This window comes from Mesorhizobium sp. 113-3-3 (assembly GCF_016756495.1).
Classification (GTDB): domain Bacteria; phylum Pseudomonadota; class Alphaproteobacteria; order Rhizobiales; family Rhizobiaceae; genus Mesorhizobium.
In genome coordinates, this window is sequence record NZ_AP023243.1 from 3351256 (window position 1) to 3370007 (window position 18752).

Sequence of the window (18752 nt, forward strand, 5' to 3'; positions counted from 1 at the left end):
CGGACCGTAACAATTGTTAACAGGCAAGCAAGGAATTGCTTGCCTGTTAACGTTTTAAGTGCTGCAGAATCAAATAGTTACGATATGGAGTTCGCTCCGGTCCGCGGTTACAAAGGGTAAGAATCCGTGATTTGGAGTCTCTCTGGCGGGACATTATCTTCGCTGCCTACCATAGTCGGTCTGCCGGGATTTCGGGGAAGTGGCCCTGCCTGCCGATTTAACAAGAGCCGCGCCCTCGGGCTGGAGAAGCGGACCTAGGCATATCGGGCTTATGGGGATTGTCTTGCACGACTATCAGACGACAGTGAAGACGCGCGCGTCGCTTACGGGCACCGGCGTTCACAGCGGCAAAGAAGTTTCCGTCAGTTTCCTGCCCGCGGATGCCGACACCGGCATCGTGTTCCAGCTCATCAGTGGCGAAGGGCAGGGCCGCGAGTTCCGCGCCCTGTTTTCCGAGATCGGCGCCACCGATCTGTGCACCATGCTGGGCGATCCCTCGGGCGAGCACATCGCCACCGTCGAGCACATCATGGCCGCGTTGTTGGGTCTCGGCATCGACAATGTTCTCATCGAGATCGACGGCCACGAGGTTCCCATCCTCGACGGCAGTGCCATTGCCTTTGTGGAGGCCATCGACCAGGCGGGCATCGAGATGCTGCCGGTCAAGCGGCGCTATATCAGGGTCGTCAAGTCGGTTCGCATCGAGAACGGTGCTTCCTGGGCGGAGTTCAGGCCCTATGACGGCACCCGCTTCGAGGTCGAGATCGATTTCGAAAGCCCGGCTATCGGCCGTCAGCTGTTTGCGTCGGACCTCAATGCCGACATTTTCCGCCGCGATATCGCGCGCGCCCGCACCTTCGGCTTCATGAAGGATGTCGAGCGGCTGTGGGCGGCCGGCTATGCGCTGGGATCGTCGCTGGAAAATTCGCTGGTGATCGGTGACGACAACCGCGTCATCAACATGGGCGGCCTGCGCTACCCCAACGAATTCGTGCGCCACAAGACGCTCGACGCCATGGGCGATCTGGCTCTGGCCGGCGCTCGCTTCATCGGCTGTTTCCGCTCCTATCGCGGCGGCCACAGGCTGAACGCGGCGGCGCTGCGGCGCCTGCTGTCGGACCGCACGGCCTTCGAGATCGTCGAGACGACACGCCGCGAGCGCGGCCGCGCGGCGGAGATGAGCGCCGTCAATGCGCCGCTCTACGCGCCCTGGATGATCTGAACTCCGCAACGTTTTCGCACCTTGTGGCGGGATGCCAGGTGTTGCAGGAATGCATCATCGGTCGGCGAAATTACAGGGATGCTCCGGCGCCGTCGCGTCGCCACAAAAATGCGCCATTGGCCGGAGATAGCGTTGCCGGGCAAGGCGGTTATGGTTTATGGCTGCTGCCGTCGATTAGTGCATGTCGCTCAAAAGTGGGGACCAGTTTTGGGACAACAGCATGCAAGAGGCACTAAAATAACGCCGAAAGGGCGCAATCCAATCATGTTCTTCAAGCGAGTCAGTCAATCGAAGGCGCCCCAGCGGTCTGTTCTCCTGGCGCTTTCGCTGGTTGTTCCATCGCTCTTTCTGTCGGCCTGCATGTCGTCGGAGAAAGACATCGACCTGTCGAAATATGTCGACCAGACCGAGCCGGCCGACGTTCTCTACAACCAGGGTCTCGCCAATTTGAATGCCGGCCGCCTGGACGAGGCGAGCAAGAAGTTCGACGCCGTCGACCGCCAGCACCCCTATTCGGAATGGGCCCGCAAATCGATGGTGATGGGCGCTTTCGCCGACTATCGAAAGGGCAGCTACGACGAGGCGATCTCGTCGGCCAAGCGCTATCTGGCGCTTTATCCGTCCACCGATGACGCGCCCTATGCGCAGTACATTATCGGCCTGAGCTACTATCGCCAGATCAAGGACGTGACGCAGGATCAGAAGGAAGCGCGCCAGACGCTGCAGACGATGCAGGATCTGGTCACGCGCTGGCCGACGTCGGAATATGTCGACGACGCCAAGGAGAAGATCCGCTTCGCCAACGACCAGCTCGCCGGCAAGGAAATGCAGATCGGCCGTTATTATCTGGAGCGTCGTGAATACATCGCCGCCGTCAAGCGCTTCCGCACCGTGGTGGAGAGCTATTCCAACACGCGTCACGTCGAGGAAGCGTTGGCTCGCCTCACCGAAAGCTACTACGCGATGGGGCTGACCTCGGAAGCCCAGACGGCCGCCGCGGTGCTCGGCACCAACTATCCCGACAGCCCGTGGTACAAGGATTCCTACAAGCTCCTGCAGAGCAACGGGCTTTCGCCGCGCGAGAATGCAGGATCCTGGATATCCAAGGCTGGCAAGCTGATCACCGGCGCCTGATCTTAGAGCCATCGGACCGAAGCGCGCGCACCGCTTTTTCGGATTGATCCGATGCTCAAACAAAAAGATAGTGCGGCACTGCGATTCCAACTGGTCGCCTGCCGCTCTAGGTCCGGGTTCTGATGCTTTCCAGACTGTCGATCCGCGATATCGTCCTGATCGAGAAGCTGGATATCGACTTCCAGCCGGGCCTTTCCGTGCTGACGGGTGAAACCGGCGCCGGCAAATCCATTCTGCTCGATGCCCTGTCGCTGGCGCTCGGCGCGCGCGGCGACGCCTCTCTGGTGCGCCATGGCGCGGCACAGGGCCAGGTCATTGCCGTGTTCGACGTGCCGCGCAACCATCCGGTGCGGGCGCTGCTTGTCGAAAACGCCATCGAGGACGATGGCGACATCATCCTGCGCCGCGTGCAGACGGCGGACGGCCGCACCCGCGTCTTCGTCAACGACCAGCCCTCCAGCGTGACCCTGATGCGCGATGTCGGGCGCGCGCTGGTCGAGATCCACGGCCAGCACGACGAGCGCGCCCTGGTCGATCCCGGCGCCCATCGCGACGTGCTCGATGCTTTCGGCGGCCATCTCGGCGCGGTTCGCTCGACCGGGGAGGCCTGGCGGCACTGGCGCGCCGGTGAGCAGGAGCTTACCCGCCACCGCGCCAAGGTGGCGGCCGCCGCGCGCGAGGCCGACTATCTGCGCGCCGCGGTTGCGGAACTCACCAAGCTCGATCCGCAGCCCGGCGAGGAAACGGAACTTGCCGAACTGCGCGCGCATATGATGCGTGCCGAGAAGATTGCGTCCGAAATCCATGACGCCCAGGATGTGCTGTCCGGCCCATCCTCGCCCTTGCCGCAGCTCGCCAGTCTGCTGAGACGGCTGCAGCGCAAGGCGACGGAGGCGCCGGGCCTGCTCGAGGATGTGGTCAAGTCGCTGGACGAAGCGATGCTGTCGCTCGATGCGGCGCAATCCGGCGTCGAGGCGGCACTTCGCGCAACCGAGTATGACCCGCAGCGGCTGGAGAAGGCCGAGGAGCGGCTGTTTTCGCTGCGCGCGGCGTCACGCAAGCACAGTGTCGCCGTCGATGATCTGGCCCAGCTGCGCGACACGATGGTTGCCGATCTCGCCGATCTCGACGCCGGCGAGGAACGCCTGCACGGGCTGGAAAAGCAGGCCGCGGCGGCACGCGAGGCCTATGACATCGCCGCAGCCCAGCTTTCCTCGCTTCGCCACGCGGCTGCGGTCGGCCTGACCAAGGCCGTCATGGCCGAATTGCCGGCGCTGAAACTCGAACGCGCCGCCTTCATCGTCGAGATGAAGAGCGAGGCCGAGAGCCGCATGGAAGAGGGCTTCGACCAGATCGAGTTCTGGGTGCGCACCAATCCCGGCACGCGGCCCGGGCCGATGATGAAGGTGGCGTCCGGCGGCGAGCTGTCGCGCTTCCTTTTGGCGCTGAAAGTGGCGCTGGCTGACCGCGGCTCGGCGCCGACGCTGGTCTTCGACGAAATCGACACAGGCGTGGGTGGCGCCGTGGCGGATGCCATCGGCCAAAGGCTGGCGCGGCTGTCGAAGCGCGTGCAGGTGCTGTCGGTCACCCATGCGCCGCAAGTGGCGGCGCGGGCGGCGACGCATTTCCTGATCTCCAAATCGGGTAGCACCGACCGTGTGGCGACCGGCATTGCCGAGATGGACAGGAGCGCGCGGCAGGAAGAGATCGCCCGCATGCTGGCCGGCGCCACGATCACCGACGAGGCGCGCGCGGCCGCCGAGCGGCTGCTGCGCGAAAATACAAACGCGGCGTGAGACTATCCGGCGCAATGGCCGATTTAAGATATGGGACAGAGTCAGGATATGGCTCCATCCTGCTGTTCAGGAATGATTTTCCCAAAATCCTGATCTATTGTGACGCGCCACCGTTCGGGGGAGAAAAGCATGGCTGAAAAACCTGTCGATTCGCTCAGCGAAAGCGAGGCTGAAGCCGAGTTGAAGCGTCTGGCGGAGCAGATCGCCGAGCACGATCGGCGCTACCATGCTGAGGATGCGCCGATAATCTCGGACGCCGCCTATGATGCGCTGACGCGGCGCAACCTTGCCATTGAGGAGCGTTTTCCCGATCTGGTGCGCGAGGATTCGCCATCGCGCAGGGTCGGTTCCCCGCCGGCTGAGGGCTTCGCCAAGGTGCGCCATGCCGTTCCGATGCTCAGCCTCGCCAAGGCCTATACGGACGAGGACGTCACCGATTTCATCGAGCGCGGGCGGCGCTTCTTCGACCGCGACAAGGACCTCGACATCGCCTTCACCGCCGAACCAAAGATCGACGGCCTGTCGGCGTCGCTGCGCTACGAGAACGGCGTGTTCGTGCAGGGCGCGACGCGGGGCGACGGCGCCGTCGGCGAGGACATCACCGCCAATCTCAGGACCATCGCCGATATTCCCGCGAAGCTGAAAGGCTCGGGCTGGCCGGAAACGATCGAGATACGCGGCGAGGTCTACATGACCTATGCGGAGTTCGAGGCGCTGAAGGCACGCTCGGCGGCGGCCGGCGGCCAGGATTACGTCAATCCGCGCAACACGGCGGCGGGATCGCTGCGCCAGAAGGATGCCTCCGTCACCGCCAGCCGCAATCTCAAATTCTTCGCTTATGCCTGGGGCTTCACGACCGCGGATCCGGCGCCGACGCAGTACGAATCGGTGCAAAAATTCGCCGATTGGGGGTTCAAGATCAGCCCTTTGATGGTGCGGGCGAAGTCGGTCGAGGAACTGGTCGCGCATTACCATCTGATCGAGGAGCGGCGCTCCTCGCTCGGCTATGACATCGATGGTGTCGTCTACAAGGTCGACCAGTTGGAGCTGCAGCGCCGCTGGGGATTCGTTACCGGCGAGCCGCGCTGGGCGGTTGCCCATAAGTTCCCGGCCGAGCAGGCAATGACGACCGTGCAGAAGATCGACATCCAGGTCGGCCGCACCGGCACGCTGGCGCCGGTAGCGCGGCTTGCGCCCGTCACCGTCGGCGGCGTCGTGGTCGAGAACGTCACGCTGCACAATGAGGATTACATCAAGGGCTTCGACAGCAACGGCCTGCCGATCCGTGACGGCATCGACGTGCGCATCGGCGACACGGTTGTGATTCAGCGGGCAGGCGACGTCATTCCGCAGATCGTGAGCGTCGTCATCGACAAGCGCCCGGCCGATGCCGTGCCCTATGAATTCCCGCACACCTGCCCGGTCTGCGGCTCGCCGGCGACGCGCGAGATCAACGAGAAGACCGGCAAGGAGGATTCGCGCCGGCGCTGCACCGGTGAGCTGATCTGCCCAGCCCAGGCCGTGGAGGGGCTTCGCCATTTCGTGTCGCGCGGCGCCATGGATATAGAGGGGCTGGGCGCCGAAAACATCGACACCTTCTTCAATGCGGGGCTGATCAAGACGGCCGCCGACATTTTTACGCTCAGGGACCGCCGCCCCGCCGTCACCAAGGCGCTGGCCGAGCGGCGCGAGGAACAGGCCAGGCAGCGCGAGGCGGCGTCCGGCAAGACGCGCAAGAATGTACGCAGCGTCGAGGACCGCAATTATGAAGGCCTCGACAAGCTGTTCGCCGCCATCGATTCACGCCGCGAGCCGGAGCTCGACCGCTTCATCTTCGCGCTCGGCATCCGCCATATCGGCGAAACGACGGCCGCGGTGCTCGCCAAGACCTTTTCCACCATCGAGGAGCTGATCCGCGTCGGCAAGGAAACGGCGGCGGCGGAAGATCCGCACACCGTCTTCCCATCGGTCAACGGCATCGGCGACACGGTGATCGACGCGCTGCGCGATTTCTTCGGCAATGAGCGCAATGACGACGTGCTCGACAAGTTGCTCGAACAGGTCAAGCCCAAGCCCTATATCGTCACCGTCTCGGCCGACAGCGAGGTTGCCGGCAAGACCATCGTCTTCACCGGCACGCTGGAGAAGATGACGCGCTCGGAAGCCAAGGCGATGGCAGAACGCCTCGGCGCCAAGGTGGCCGGCTCGGTTTCGGCCAAGACCGATTTGCTGGTGGCCGGACCCGGCGCCGGCTCCAAGCTCAAGCTTGCCAGCGAACTCGGCGTCGAGGTCATCGACGAGGACACCTGGCTGCAACGGGTCGGCAAGGCGTGACGGCGTTCAAAGGCTTCGGCCCAAAGGCCATCCCATTCCTGAAGGCGCTGGATTTCCACCAGAGCCGGGAGTGGTTTCTGGAAAACCGCGACCTGTTCGAGCAGGAACTGCGCGATCCCCTGGGCGATCTCGTCGACACGCTGACGCAGCGTTTTGCCGAGGCCGGGCTCGGCTTGCGCGGCGACCGCAAGAAGTCGCTGTTCCGCATCAATCGCGACGTCCGCTTCGCCAAGGACAAACGGCCCTACAACCGGCATGTCTCGGCTATCCTGTCGCCTGACGGCAGCAAGGCCGTGCAGGGCGTGTTCTACATCCATATCGGGCTGGAGGGATGCTTTGCCGGGGTCGCATGGTGGCAGCCGGAAGCCTCGTTGCTGCTGGCGATGCGGCGCGCCATCGAGACGTGGCCCGACAGGTTTCGCGCCATGGTGAAGGCGTTGCAGAAGAACGGCCTCGAGCTCAGCGCCGAAGACGCCATGAAACGCACGCCACGGGGCTTCGAGCACGTCACCGACAAAGATCTTGTCGCTGCGATCCGCAGCCGGCATTTTGCCGTCCGCCACGTGATCGATCCGGCTGGCATCCACGGGCCGGAACTGGTCGAGGAACTCGTCGGCTTCACCATGCGCGCCAAGCCACTGCTCGATTGGGGCAGGGCGATCGAGGGCAGAATCGCGAAGGACTAAGGTCCGTCTCGGACCCGGCGACGATCATTTCCGCTGATCGTTTGGCTCAATTGAATTCGTGTGACAAGGCGGGCGGCACCACCTACATCGACCATCTTGACCCTGGAGCGATCGATGGCAACGGACGTGATTTCCGAGAGCGGCGGCAGAAGCGACTTCTGGCAAGGCGTGCGGCTCTCCATGCCTGTCGTCGTGGCGGCGGCGCCGTTCGCGGTGCTGTTCGGGGCGCTTGCCGTCGAGAATGGGTTTTCGGTCTTCGAAGCCTTCCTGATGAGCGCGCTGATCTATGGCGGCGCCAGCCAGATGGTCGGCATCCAGCTGTTCGGCCAGCATGTCGCGCCGTGGCTGATCGTGCTGTCGATCTTCGCGGTCAATTTCCGCCATGTGCTCTACTCCGCAGGCATCGGCCGGCGCATCACGCATTGGCCGGTTGTCCAACAGGCGCTAGGCTATTTCATCCTCACCGATCCGCAATTCGCCGTGGCCGAGGCGAGGGCGGCGTCCGGCCAGACGGTCGGCTTTGCCTGGTATCTGGGGCTTGGCCTGCCTGTCTATGTGTTCTGGGTGATCGAAAGCGCGCTGGGTGCGGTGTTCGGCAAGCTCATCCCCGACACGCATGCGCTGGGCATCGATTTCCTGCTGCCGATCTATTTCCTCGGCCTGGTGATGGGCTTCCGCAAGCGGCCGCTGTGGCTGCCGGTGGTGGTCGCCAGTGCCTGCGCCTCGATCATCGCCTACAAGACGGTCGGCTCGCCCTGGCATGTCTCGATCGGCGCCATTGCGGGCGTGCTGCTCGCCGTCATCCTGCCACCGCACCATAGCGGCGTGGAGACAAGGCCATGAGCACGACTTTCTGGATCATCATCGCCGGCGCGGTGGTCACCTATCTCACGCGCATCGGCGGACATCTGGTCATCTCGCGCTTCGACAATATCCATCCGCGCGTCGAGGCCGGCCTCAACGCCGTGCCGGCGGCGGTGCTGACGACGCTGGTGGCGCCGGAACTGCTGAATGCCGGACCTGCGGAGTGGGCCGCACTGGTCGTCACCGCCGCGGTCTCGCTGCGCGGCGGGCTGATGTCGATGTTTTTGGCCGGCGCGGCGGTGCTGATCCTGGCGCGGCAGTTTGTGGGATGAGAGCTCCGCCGTCGCGATTGCTTTGAACGCAAGCGCCGCCCCTCATTGCCCTGCCGGGCATTTCTCCCCGTAGAACGGGGAGAAAGAAGCTCATCTCAAATCTTCGCGTCGTGCGGCAGCGGCGCTGTCGCCTTTTCCAGCCAGGCCAGCGTTTCGCCGTCGAGCATCGGTCCGATCTCGGCCAGCACGCGGGCATGGTAGGCGTCGAGCCAATGCAACTCCTCGCGCGTCAACAGGTCTGACCGCACCAGCCTGATGTCGATCGGCGCCAGCGTCAGCGTCTCGAAGCCGTGCATGGCAATGTCGCCGCCGTCGATCTGTTCGGCCGGCGTCACCAGGATCAGGTTCTCGATGCGGATGCCGTAGGCGCCTTCCTTGTAATAGCCGGGCTCGTTGGACAGCATCATGCCTTCGAGCAGCTTTTCGGTGCCGGTGCGTGCAATGCGCTGCGGGCCTTCATGCACGGCCAGGTACGAGCCGACGCCATGGCCGGTGCCGTGGGCGAAGTCGCAGCCATGCTTCCACAACGCCATGCGGGCGACGGCGTCGATCTCGGAGCCGCGCGTGCCTGCGGGGAAGCGCAGCGTGGAAATGCCGATCATGCCTTTCAGCACCAGCGTGAAGCGTTCGCGCATTTCCTCGGTCGGCTGGCCGATCGGCACGGTGCGGGTGATGTCTGTGGTGCCGTCCTGGTACTGCGCGCCGGAATCGAGCAGGAACAGCTCGCCCGCCTGCAGCTTCCGGCTGGTGGCGCGCGACACGCGGTAGTGCATGATGGCGCCGTTCGGGCCGGCGCCGGAAATGGTGTCGAAGGACACGTCGCGCAGCGGCATCTGCGTTTCCTCGCCGGTCTGCCGGCGGCTTTCCTCCAGTCTGGTCACCACCGCGATCTCGTCGAGCGAGCCGGGTTTCTGCCGCTCCAGCCAGCACAAGAGCTTGGCCACCGCCGCGCCGTCGCGGCGATGCGCGGCGCGCGAGCCGTTGATCTCGGCCTGGTTCTTGGTGGCGCGCGGGATGCGCGCCGGGTCTGGCGCCGCAACCACCGTGCCGCCATTGTCCTCGACCAGCATGCGCAGCCGGTCGGCCGCCAGCACCGGGTCCAGCGCGATTTTCGCACCGCCCTTGGCAAGGGTTGCGATCGCCGCTTCGAATTCGCCGGGCTCGTGCAAATCGGCGAGCTGGGTGAGATAGGCCGCGACCTGGCGCGAGAATTTGCGCTTGTCCATGAACAGCTGGTGCGATCCGTCGGCGGCGAGGATGGCGAAGCCAAGGGCCAGCGGCGTGTGTGGCACGTCACCGCCACGGATGTTGAAGGCCCAGGCGATGGAGGAGGGATCGGTCAACACCGCATGCGTGGCGCCGTCCTTGCCAATCGCCGTCGCCAGCCGCGCCAGCTTGTCCTTGGCGAGCTCTCCGGCAAAGCCGATCGGGTGCAGCTCGACCGGCGTCACAGGTGCGGCGGGCTGGTCCTTCCAGATGATGTCGATCGGGTTGTTCTCGAGCGGCACCAGCACGGCGCCGGTCTTGTCGGCCGAGGCCTGCAGCGCCTTGACCTCGCTGATCGTGTGCAGCCATGGATCGAAGCCCAGCCGCGCGCCCTTGCCGATATTGTCCTTGAGCCAGACGGCGGGCGGGTTGTCGACCAGGCTTTCGACCGAAAAAATGTCGAGATCGACCTCGCTGCGCACCTGCAGCGTATAGCGCCCGTCGACGAAGATGAAGGCGCGGCCGCGCAGCACGATGGCGACGCCGGCCGAGCCGCTGAAGCCCGTCAGCCATTTCAGCCGTGCCGAACGATCGGCGACATATTCGCCCTGATGCTCGTCCGCGCGCGGAACGATAAAGCCGTCGAGGCCGTTCGCTGCCAGCCACTGGCGCAGCAACGCCACGCGCGGCTTGCCGACCGAGGGGTCGCCGGCGGAATCGAAGGTCTGGAACATGATGGGCCTCCTGACATCGGCGTGACCGTAACCTATGGACCTGGAAAGCGGAATCGATTTCCAGCTGGCGCAACCTGCTACAGCGCTGGCTGGCTGACAACCAAATGTGGCTGGTCCAGCCGCTGCACCAAGGCCGGGTTGTCGTTGCCTCCCGGCCGCGACCCGGCATTGCTGCGCTGCCCGCCGTCATCCGGGAATTGTAACCAGAAAAAGTCAGCAACAACCGCCTTTTGAACGTGCGTCACTTCATGCGGCAAGCTATCTGTCTCGGGTTTTCTTGTCTTGACCGCAGGGCGGACCTTCCGGTCAAGATTGGTGTCGGGGAACCAGTTTTGCCACGCTGTTGGAAACCATGATGCTGGCGATGTGCGCGCAGGATCGAGGTTGAAGATGTATATGCTGAGCCAGTCAGCCGGCAAACACCGTGCTTGTTCGCAGTCCGGCATCTGGTGTGGCCAACTATTGATTGATGCAAATTCGCAACGGATTTGCTCTGATTTCTTGTCTGGGCACCGTGTTGCTTGGGTCCGGTAATTTTTACGGCCTACATTCGCTTGTTTGTCGGCGGCGGTTTTCGTAGCGTCGCCATGGGCTTCAAGGGTCGATTCAGCCAAGGGATGGCTGGTCGGGGGATTTTCATGAGACATTCCGTTTCTACAGTGCGTGCCAAAGGCGATGGCGAGGTGAATGCGCGGCTTGCGGGCTCGCTTCTGTCGTCCACGTCGCTTCCGGCTCTGCTGATAGCCGGGCTGATTGCGGCCGCTGTAACGCCGATCAACTCCGGTGCCGCCTCGGCCGAGGATTTCATTCACAACAGCGGCGATTGGGGCATAGCTGCGAACTGGACTCCCGAAACGATTCCCAACGGCGTCGATGCGGTCGCGAACTTCAACCATGATGCGCCGGACCAGGGGCTCGGCTATACCGTTTTCCTGACTGGCGGACCCTATACGGTCGGCACGCTGAACTTGAATGCGACGAGCACCTCCGGCGGTTACCGGTTTTCAAACGGTGTTTTGAATTTCCAGGCCTCTGGGCAGGCCGCGGTCAACGTGCAGACGAACAATTTCATTCCCGACCTGGACGCAGGCGGCAGTTTCAATCTCATCTCCGACACCGTTTTCACGGTTGCCGCCGGGGCTCATTTTACAGCGGATGGAACGATCTCAGGTGCAGGCCTCACCAAAAGCGGTGATGGCTTGCTTACCTTGAATGGCGCAAACACCTATACCGGCGGCACCAATCTCTATGGCGGCACGCTTAGCCTCGGTAACGACAACGCTCTGGGAACCGGCGTGCTTTCCGCCTTCAGCGGAACGGTGATCGATATCCAGAACGGCGTCACGATCAGCAACGACCTGACTATCGATCTCAGCCAGACGATCAACGTCGGATCCGGAGCAACCGGAACCTATGCCGGCCAGATTTCGGACCTCAGCGATCCATCCGCGATCATCAAGACCGGCGCCGGCACGCTCGTGCTCACCAACAACAACAGTTTCGGCTCAGGCGCCCGGATCGAGGAGGGAACGATCCGGGTCACGGCCGACTATGCCTTGGGCGTGGGGCCGATCACGTTCAACGGCGGCACGCTGCAGGCGGGTGCGAACCTCACCCTTCCCAATGTTTCGATCCTGTTCGGCGCCGCTGGCGGCACCATCGACACAAATGGGTTCGACGTCAGCACCACCGCCAGCATGGGAGATGACAGCACGCCGAGCGGAACATTCACCAAGACGGGGGCCGGCACGCTGACGGTGGACGGTTTCTCTGGCAACAACACCTATGCCACGGCCACCAACGTCGCCCAAGGCACACTGAAGGCGGGCCTGATCACCAACATTTTCAGCGCAAACAGCGCCTATACGATCGAAAGCGGTGCAACGCTTGATCTTAACAATTTCGACCAGGCGATCGGTTCGCTGGCCGGCGCGGGAGCGGTTAATGCCGGGTCAGGCAGGTTGACGACCGGAGGCAACAACCGCTCGACGGTGTTTTCGGGCGTCATCACCGGTACCAACGGGCTGATCAAGGACGGCACGGGAACTTTCGAACTGTCGGGTTCGAGCCCGCTGTCGGGCGGGGTCGAGGTGAAGGCCGGCACCTTGCTGGTCTCCGGCTCGCTTGGCGATGCGGGGATTACGGTCGATAGCGGCGCCACGCTCGGCGGCGGCGGCACGGTTGGCGTGCTCGATACTTTCGGCACGGTCGCGCCCGGCAAAAACGCGATCGGCACTTTGAGCGTCGACTACTCCGTCCAATTCCGGGCCGGTTCGACCTATGCGGTGGAACTCAATTCAACTGGCCTTTCCGACCTGATCCACGCGTCCGGCGCGGCGACAATCGACAGTGGCGCCGGCTTGACGGTGAGCAATATCGGGCTGGGTGACCTGGTGGCGGGCACCCGCTACACGGTGCTCGAAGCTGCCAGCGTCAGCGGAACCTTTACCCTGGTCGGAGATCCGCAGGTTTCCGCCTTCGTCAGGCTGAGCACCACGTCCGATGCGACGCATGCCTATGTCGATGTCACCCAGACACAGACCTTCGCCGCGGCCGGTGTGACGCCGAACCAGATCGCCACTGCTGACGGGCTTGAGAGCGCGGGCAGCAGCGCCCTGGTCAGCGCGGTGCTTGCCTTGCCGAGCGACGCGGCGGCTCAGGCAGCTTTCGACCAGCTTTCGGGCGAAATCCATGCCTCGGCCAAGGGCATGCTCCTGCAAGACAGCCGCTTGCTGCAGGATGCGGTGACGGCGCGCTTGCGTGGTGCCTTCGGCGACAGCGGCAAGACCGCCTCGCTGCCGGTCATGGCCTATGGCGAGGACGGCATTCAGCCGATGGCTGCCGACACGGACCGCTTCGCCATCTGGTCGCAGGGTTTTGGTTCCTGGGGCGGCACCGACAGCGACGGCAATGCCGCTGCCTTCGACCGGTCGACGGGCGGCCTGCTGGTCGGCGCCGACGGCCTGGCCGGCGCCTGGCGGATCGGTGTGGTCGGCGGCTACAGCCGCACGAGCTTCGACGCCGACGACAGGAACTCGTCAGGCGACAGCGACAATTATCACCTCGGCCTCTATGGCGGGACCAATTGGGGCGCCATCGCCTTCCGGACCGGCGCCGCCTACACCTGGCACCGGATCTCGACATCGCGCTCCGTCGCTTTCCAGGGTTTTGCCGACAGCCTGTCGGCCGACTACGACGCCGCGACCGCGCAGGCCTTCGGCGAATTGGCCTACAAGACCGATGCCGGGCCGTTCGCCTTCGAGCCCTTCGCCAATCTCGCTTATGTGAACCTGCACACGGACGGCTTCGCGGAACGCGGCGGCGCCGCGGCGCTGACCAGCGGCAGCTCGACATCGGACGCGACCTTCACCACGCTCGGTGTCAGGGCCTCCACCGACATCACCCTTGGCGGCGTGGCGGCGACCGCGCGCGGCATGCTCGGCTGGCGCCATGCCTTCGGTGACGTGACGCCGCTGTCGAGCGTCGCCTTTGCCGGCGGCGACAGCTTCACCATTGCCGGTGCGCCGATCGCCAGGGATGCGATGCTGGTCGAAGCCGGCTTCGACGTGCAGCTGGCGCGCAACGCCACGCTTGGCCTGTCCTATGCCGGACAGTTCGGGGCGGATGCCTTCGACAATGGGTTCAAGGCCAATCTGGGCATCAAGTTCTAGGGCGTGCTGATATTCAGGTGAGGCTGGTCTGCAAACGACGGCTTCCTGCGCTTCCCCGTTCTACTGCGTCGCAGTAGAACTGAGCTCACGTACGAAAAGTACGCTCCGCTCCGGTTCTCGAAAGCCACCGTTTTCGGCTCGGCCTGACCAGAATCTCAGCACGCCCTAGCCAATGCCGAGCAAAGAGCGGCAATCGCCTTGCCGGTCTCAGTGCTTGAGGTGGATCGTCACCCAGCCTTCGCGGTGCAAGGTGCGCACGTGGCGGAAATTCTGGCCGACATAGGCCGAGATGACGGCGTCGCGCTGGCGCTCGAGGATGCCTGACAGGACGATCGAGCCGCCGAGCGCGATGTGCCCGGCCATTTGCGGCGCCAGCCGCATCAGCGGCCGCGCCAATATGTTGGCGACGATCAGATCGAAGGGGGCGCGTCTGCCGAAGATCGGGTGGTGAAAGCCCGGTGCGGTCACCGTTTCGATGAGCGCCTTGACGTGATTGAGCCGCGCATTGGCGGCGGCGACCTTCACCGCCACCGGGTCGATGTCGGTGGCCAGCACCGGAATATGCGCCAGCTTGGCGACGGCGATCGCCAGCACGGCGCTGCCGGTGCCAAGGTCGAGCGCATTGCGCGGGTGCTCGCGCCGCACCACTTTCTCCAGCATTTCCAGGCAGCCTGATGTGGTGCCGTGATGGCCGGTGCCGAAGGCAAGGCCGGCCTCGATCTCGATGGCGAGTTCGCCGCTGTGGCGCTTCCTGCGGTCATGCGCGCCGTGGACGAAGAAACGGCCGGCGCGCACCGGCTTCAGGCCTTCCAGCGAACGCGCCACCCAGTCGATGTCGGGCAGCACTTCGCGCTCGACCGGCTTCGACAGAGCAAGGCCGGCGAGAATGTCCTTCACCCGCGCCTCGACCGCATCGATGTCGCCGTCGGCGTAGAGCGAGACCTCGTGGATGTCCTGGTCTTCGTCGACCTCGAGCACGGCGATCGGCAGGCCTTCATCCTCGAAGGCCAGCTCAAGCGCGGCGAAAATGCGCTCAGCCTCGATCTTGCCGGTGGTGAAATGGAGCCGCGTCTGGGTCATCGGATCCGTATCAGCCCTTCGCTGCAAGACGCTTCAGCTTTTCCACGGCGGTGCTGGCGCTTTCGCCATAGGCGATCGTGCCGGCAAAGTCGCCCCTGGAGTTGAGCAGCAGCACCGAGGCGGTGTGGTCCATCGTGTAGTCGCCGTCGCCCGTGTCGACCTTCTTCCAGTAGATGCCGAACGACTTGGCCATGGCGTGGACCTTGTCCGGGTCACCGGTGATACCGATGATGCGGTCGGAGAAATTGCTGACATAGGCGTTCATCACCGCAGGCGTGTCACGCTCCGGGTCGACCGAGACGAAATAGGCATGCAGGCTCTTGCCCTCGTCGCCAAGCGTCTTCAGCCAGCCGGACAGCTCGAACAGCGTCGTCGGGCAGACCTCGGGGCAGTGGGTGAAGCCGAAGAAGACGACGCTGGGCTGCCCCCGGAAGGCGGCTTCGGTGATCGGCGCACCTTTCTGGTCGACCAGGGTGAAGGGCGCGCCGAGCGGTTCGCCGCCATAATGGCCGCGATACCAGTCGAAGGTCAGCCAGCCGATGCCGGCCGCCATCAGGACGAGAATGCCGACCAGGATAGAACGCATCATCAGAAAAGTCCGTCTGCAGAAATCATCGCGCCGGCTCAATGCCGCGCCGGTGCGACAGTCTTAGCGGTTTGGCCTTGCGCAAGCAAAGTGCCGCGATGCCGCAACCGTGGCGGTGTCGAGGCTCGTGCTTGCAAAGCCGCACGACGCGTCCCACCTGATATCGGCAACTCGAACCGCAGGAGGCTCCTTTGCTCGAACTGGTTGGACGCGAACGGATTGGGCGAAAACTAATCGGCGGCGCCTTGGCCGCGTGCGTCGCGCTTGGCGCCGGCAGCGCCGTCGCCGAGGAGGTCGGCAAGGTCGGCGTCGACTGGGTTGGCAATGACATCATCGTCGAAGCGATCAAGGATCCGAAAGTCGATGGCGTGACCTGCCATGTCTCCTATTTCGACCGGAGCCTCATCGACCGCCTGCACAAGGGCAACTGGTTCGAGGATCCCTCCGATTCGTCGATCTCCTGCCGCCAGACCGGCCCGATCACCATCGGCGACATCGACATGAGCGAAGGCGGCGAGGAGGTGTTCAAGCAAGGCATCAGCCTGATCTGGAAGAAGCAGGTGGTGAACCGCATCTACGACAAGACCAACGAGACGCTGATCTATCTCTCGCATTCGCGTCAGGTGCAGAACGGCTCGGCCAAGATGTCGGTCACCACAGTGCCGCTCTACGGCCAGAACGTGGTGTGGAGCAAGGGCAAGCCGAAATAGGCGGATGGGCGTCTTTTGTGCTGATTGGCCCACGACAATTGCTCCTGCCTTGCAGGAGCAATTGCTCTGACGTAAAGCCGCCGGCATGGACCGCACCGAAAACCTCGTCCTGAAAGATCCCGAGCCGCGCATCCACCCGACCGCGGAGCTGAAGGCGTGCAAGCTTGGCCGCTACGCTTCGATCGGCGAGCGCGTAGTGCTGCGCGAGGTGAATGTCGGAGATTTCTCCTATTTCGAGCGCCATTCGGAAGCCATCTACACGAGCATCGGCAAATTCTGTTCGATCGCCGCCAACAGCCGCATCAACGCGCTGGAACATCCGATCGAGCGGCTGACCCAGCACAAGGTCAGCTATCGGCCGAATGAATATTTCCGCTGGCTGGGTGTCGATGCCGCTTTCCGCGAGCGGCGGCAGGCGAAGGCCGTGACCATCGGGCATGACGTCTGGATCGGCCACGGCGCGGTGATCATGCCGGGCATCACGATCGGCAATGGCGCGGTCATCGGCGCCAATGCGGTGGTGACGCAGGATGTGCCGTCCTACACGATCCTCGCCGGCGTGCCGGCAAAGCCGCTGCGGCCGCGCTTTGCTCCCGACACAGCGGCGCGGATCGAAGCGCTCGCCTGGTGGGACTGGCCGGTCGAGAAACTCGCCAGGGCGGTTCCCGACATCCAGTCCATGCCGATCGAAGCCTTCCTCGATCGTTGGGAAAACGACGCCGGTTAGGCTCCTCCGAGAGCGGTCTGTGCATGTGCCAGACGGCGCTTTGGGGAAACCATGCTCCGCGCTCTCCGGACTGAAACCCCTTCCGCCATGCGGGGGTGGCGCAGCGGAAGGGGCTGGAGGTAAACCGCTGTGAAGCGGAAGGAACAGGCTCTCTTGCCTGCACGGTTACTATGGCATTGAACCGATAAGGTGTGTTTTTCGCCGTATGCGCGCTTTGCGTGTATTCAATTGCACCCTGATGTATTTGCTGCCGGTGGGAACCCGAGACGGCCGCCGGTTGTTTCTCATCGCGGCGTTTATTGAGGGTCTCGACAGATGGAAAAGCTTTTCACCAGGATCGCCAACTGGGTCGCCCATGTAACCGGCCTGCCTCTGACCTTTGCCGTCTGTTGTCTGATCGTCGTCGTCTGGGCGGTGAGCGGGCCGTTCTTCGGCTTCTCGGACACCTGGCAATTGGTGATCAACACCGGCACGACCATCATCACCTTCCTGATGGTGTTCCTGATCCAGAACACCCAGAACCGCGATGGCGCGGCCATCCAGGCCAAACTCGATGAGCTGATCCGGGTGAGCGCGGGCCATAACCATTTCATCGGCATCGAGCACCTGACGGAATCCGAGGTCGAGGAAATCCGCGACAAGTGCGAGCGGGCGGCGCGGCGGCATGACGAGAAGATCGCCGCCATGGCCGCAAAGAAGGCCGTGGCGCAAAAGCGATCTCCGAAAAAGCACGCGGCTTGAGGGCTTGCCGATCAGCCCTTGATGAAGGCTGTGAACGCATCCTTGTGGTCGGGGTGCCAGCGCGACAAGGCAGGGCGGTTTTCAATGATGTCGCCGATGGCCCAGGCCATGCGCTTCTCGTCCAGCGGCCGCGCCACGTCATTGTCCGGGCACAGGATGTAGAAGTCGCCCCTGACCAGGGATTCCAGCATGAAATCAATGACCTGTTCGCCGGTCCAGGCGCCGGCCGGCTTTTCCGTCGCCCCCTCGGTAAGGCCGGTATAGGTGAAGCCGGGAATGAGCAGATGCGCCGACAGGCGGTCGCCCGGTTCGTTGCGCAGCGCATGCGCCAGGCCCTCGGTGAATGTCTTCACGCCGGCCTTGGAGACGTTGTAGGCGAGGTTGCCCGGCGGCGTGGTGATGCCTTGCTTGGAACCGGTGTTGACGATCAGGCCAGGCTTGGCCGATGCCAGCATGCGCGGCGCGAAGGCCTCGACACCATGCACGACACCCCAGAAATTGATGTCGAGCAGCCGTTTCCAGCCATCGCGGTTCTCCCAGGGTTTTCCCGGATTGTCGCCGATGCCGGCATTGTTCATCAGCAGCGAGACCTCGCCGAAGGCGCCGAAGGCCCGGTCGGCGAGACGGTCGACCTCATCGGCCTTCGAAACGTCCGATGCAACGGCAAGTACGGCATCGTCGCCGGCAATGGCCGAGACGGCGCGGGAGGCATCGTCAAGGCGCGCGCCGCCGATGTCGGCGAGAACGATCTTCATGCCCATCAGCGCAAGCCGCCTGGCGGCTGCCAGACCGATGCCGCTGGCGGCGCCGGTGATGACAGCGGTGTTGCCTTTGCCAAGCGCGGGCAGGGCGGTCTGGATTTCGGCGTCGGTGATCATGGGCAACAGCATCCTTTTCTCGATGGCGCCGAACTTAGCGCCGGAACGGACTTGCGCAAGCCTCCGTCAGTGCGACTTCGGGTTGACCAGCCGGGCCGCGACTGCGCATGC

At 63.8% G+C, this 18752-nt stretch carries 16 protein-coding genes; 11 read left to right on the forward strand and 5 right to left on the reverse strand.

Going from position 1 to position 18752, the window contains the following annotated elements:
• Positions 1 to 271: 271 nt before the first annotated feature.
• The 7 genes from lpxC to JG746_RS16355 all read left to right on the forward strand — a co-directional run bounded on the left by lpxC (position 272) and on the right by JG746_RS16355 (position 8308).
• Positions 272 to 1222, forward strand: coding sequence for a UDP-3-O-acyl-N-acetylglucosamine deacetylase (lpxC, locus tag JG746_RS16325; RefSeq protein WP_202359061.1), 951 nt, complete (start codon positions 272 to 274; stop codon positions 1220 to 1222).
• A 264-nt stretch (positions 1223 to 1486) separates the two neighbouring features.
• Positions 1487 to 2356, forward strand: a complete 870-nt coding sequence (locus JG746_RS16330; protein WP_202359062.1) for an outer membrane protein assembly factor BamD — start codon at positions 1487 to 1489, stop codon at positions 2354 to 2356.
• A 122-nt stretch (positions 2357 to 2478) separates the two neighbouring features.
• Positions 2479 to 4152 carry a DNA repair protein RecN gene (recN, locus tag JG746_RS16335; protein WP_202359063.1) on the forward strand — a complete coding sequence of 558 codons (1674 nt, stop codon included), beginning with the start codon at positions 2479 to 2481 and terminating at the stop codon, positions 4150 to 4152.
• A 129-nt stretch (positions 4153 to 4281) separates the two neighbouring features.
• On the forward strand, positions 4282 to 6486 hold the full coding sequence (gene ligA, locus JG746_RS16340; RefSeq protein WP_202359064.1) for an NAD-dependent DNA ligase LigA: 2205 nt from the start codon (positions 4282 to 4284) through the stop codon (positions 6484 to 6486).
• Complete coding sequence (locus tag JG746_RS16345) at positions 6483 to 7172, forward strand: DUF2461 domain-containing protein (RefSeq protein WP_202359065.1); 690 nt, start codon at positions 6483 to 6485, stop codon at positions 7170 to 7172. The genes ligA and JG746_RS16345 overlap by 4 nt, the downstream gene beginning before the upstream one ends.
• A 114-nt stretch (positions 7173 to 7286) precedes the next feature.
• Positions 7287 to 8015: an AzlC family ABC transporter permease gene (locus JG746_RS16350; protein WP_202359066.1), complete on the forward strand. Its 729-nt coding sequence runs from the start codon at positions 7287 to 7289 to the stop codon at positions 8013 to 8015.
• Positions 8012 to 8308, forward strand: coding sequence for an AzlD family protein (locus tag JG746_RS16355; RefSeq protein WP_202359067.1), 297 nt, complete (start codon positions 8012 to 8014; stop codon positions 8306 to 8308). The genes JG746_RS16350 and JG746_RS16355 overlap by 4 nt, the downstream gene beginning before the upstream one ends.
• 95 nt (positions 8309 to 8403) lie before the next feature.
• Here the strand turns inward: JG746_RS16355 and JG746_RS16360 are convergent, their stop codons facing one another.
• A complete protein-coding gene (locus JG746_RS16360) occupies positions 8404 to 10248 on the reverse strand; it encodes an aminopeptidase P family protein (protein WP_202359068.1) in 1845 nt (614 codons plus the stop codon).
• 77 nt (positions 10249 to 10325) lie between these two features.
• Positions 10326 to 10895 (reverse strand): hypothetical protein, encoded by a 570-nt coding sequence (locus JG746_RS16365; protein ID WP_202359069.1) that lies wholly within the window; start codon positions 10893 to 10895, stop codon positions 10326 to 10328.
• On the opposite strand from JG746_RS16365, the gene JG746_RS16370 reads away from it, so the two are divergent.
• Positions 10887 to 13919 (forward strand): autotransporter outer membrane beta-barrel domain-containing protein, encoded by a 3033-nt coding sequence (locus tag JG746_RS16370; RefSeq protein WP_202359070.1) that lies wholly within the window; start codon positions 10887 to 10889, stop codon positions 13917 to 13919. The genes JG746_RS16365 and JG746_RS16370 overlap by 9 nt on opposite strands.
• Positions 13920 to 14126: 207 nt before the next feature.
• Here the strand turns inward: JG746_RS16370 and JG746_RS16375 are convergent, their stop codons facing one another.
• Together JG746_RS16375 and JG746_RS16380 are read right to left on the reverse strand one after the other, a co-directional pair.
• Positions 14127 to 14999, reverse strand: coding sequence for a 50S ribosomal protein L11 methyltransferase (locus JG746_RS16375; protein ID WP_202359071.1), 873 nt, complete (start codon positions 14997 to 14999; stop codon positions 14127 to 14129).
• Positions 15000 to 15009: 10 nt separating this feature from the next.
• Entirely contained in the window at positions 15010 to 15588 is a 579-nt protein-coding gene (locus tag JG746_RS16380; protein ID WP_202359072.1) for an SCO family protein, read from the reverse strand.
• A gap of 188 nt (positions 15589 to 15776) precedes the next feature.
• On the opposite strand from JG746_RS16380, the gene JG746_RS16385 reads away from it, so the two are divergent.
• The 3 genes from JG746_RS16385 (at position 15777) to JG746_RS16395 (ending at position 17763) form a co-directional block, all read left to right on the forward strand.
• Positions 15777 to 16295 carry a CreA family protein gene (locus tag JG746_RS16385; RefSeq protein ID WP_096447407.1) on the forward strand — a complete coding sequence of 173 codons (519 nt, stop codon included), beginning with the start codon at positions 15777 to 15779 and terminating at the stop codon, positions 16293 to 16295.
• Between the two features lie 85 nt (positions 16296 to 16380).
• Positions 16381 to 17022 (forward strand): transferase hexapeptide repeat family protein, encoded by a 642-nt coding sequence (locus JG746_RS16390; RefSeq protein WP_202359073.1) that lies wholly within the window; start codon positions 16381 to 16383, stop codon positions 17020 to 17022.
• A gap of 315 nt (positions 17023 to 17337) precedes the next feature.
• Positions 17338 to 17763 (forward strand): low affinity iron permease family protein, encoded by a 426-nt coding sequence (locus tag JG746_RS16395; protein WP_202359074.1) that lies wholly within the window; start codon positions 17338 to 17340, stop codon positions 17761 to 17763.
• An 11-nt stretch (positions 17764 to 17774) separates the two neighbouring features.
• Here the strand turns inward: JG746_RS16395 and JG746_RS16400 are convergent, their stop codons facing one another.
• On the reverse strand, positions 17775 to 18641 hold the full coding sequence (locus JG746_RS16400; protein WP_202359386.1) for an SDR family NAD(P)-dependent oxidoreductase: 867 nt from the start codon (positions 18639 to 18641) through the stop codon (positions 17775 to 17777).
• Positions 18642 to 18752: the final 111 nt, after the last annotated feature.

Bases quoted from the DNA above. Each gene is read 5' to 3' on its own strand.
- JG746_RS16355 (WP_202359067.1), top strand. From the start codon at position 8,012: ATGAGCACGACTTTCTGGATCATCATCGCCGGCGCGGTGGTCACCTAT.
- JG746_RS16375 (WP_202359071.1), bottom strand. From the start codon at position 14,999: ATGACCCAGACGCGGCTCCATTTCACCACCGGCAAGATCGAGGCTGAG.
- JG746_RS16365 (WP_202359069.1), bottom strand. From the start codon at position 10,895: ATGTCTCATGAAAATCCCCCGACCAGCCATCCCTTGGCTGAATCGACC.
- recN (WP_202359063.1), top strand. From the start codon at position 2,479: ATGCTTTCCAGACTGTCGATCCGCGATATCGTCCTGATCGAGAAGCTG.
- JG746_RS16390 (WP_202359073.1), top strand. From the start codon at position 16,381: ATGGACCGCACCGAAAACCTCGTCCTGAAAGATCCCGAGCCGCGCATC.
- lpxC (WP_202359061.1), top strand. From the start codon at position 272: ATGGGGATTGTCTTGCACGACTATCAGACGACAGTGAAGACGCGCGCG.
- JG746_RS16360 (WP_202359068.1), bottom strand. From the start codon at position 10,248: ATGTTCCAGACCTTCGATTCCGCCGGCGACCCCTCGGTCGGCAAGCCG.
- JG746_RS16380 (WP_202359072.1), bottom strand. From the start codon at position 15,588: ATGATGCGTTCTATCCTGGTCGGCATTCTCGTCCTGATGGCGGCCGGC.
- JG746_RS16370 (WP_202359070.1), top strand. From the start codon at position 10,887: ATGAGACATTCCGTTTCTACAGTGCGTGCCAAAGGCGATGGCGAGGTG.
- JG746_RS16395 (WP_202359074.1), top strand. From the start codon at position 17,338: ATGGAAAAGCTTTTCACCAGGATCGCCAACTGGGTCGCCCATGTAACC.
- JG746_RS16330 (WP_202359062.1), top strand. From the start codon at position 1,487: ATGTTCTTCAAGCGAGTCAGTCAATCGAAGGCGCCCCAGCGGTCTGTT.
- ligA (WP_202359064.1), top strand. From the start codon at position 4,282: ATGGCTGAAAAACCTGTCGATTCGCTCAGCGAAAGCGAGGCTGAAGCC.
- JG746_RS16400 (WP_202359386.1), bottom strand. From the start codon at position 18,641: ATGATCACCGACGCCGAAATCCAGACCGCCCTGCCCGCGCTTGGCAAA.
- JG746_RS16350 (WP_202359066.1), top strand. From the start codon at position 7,287: ATGGCAACGGACGTGATTTCCGAGAGCGGCGGCAGAAGCGACTTCTGG.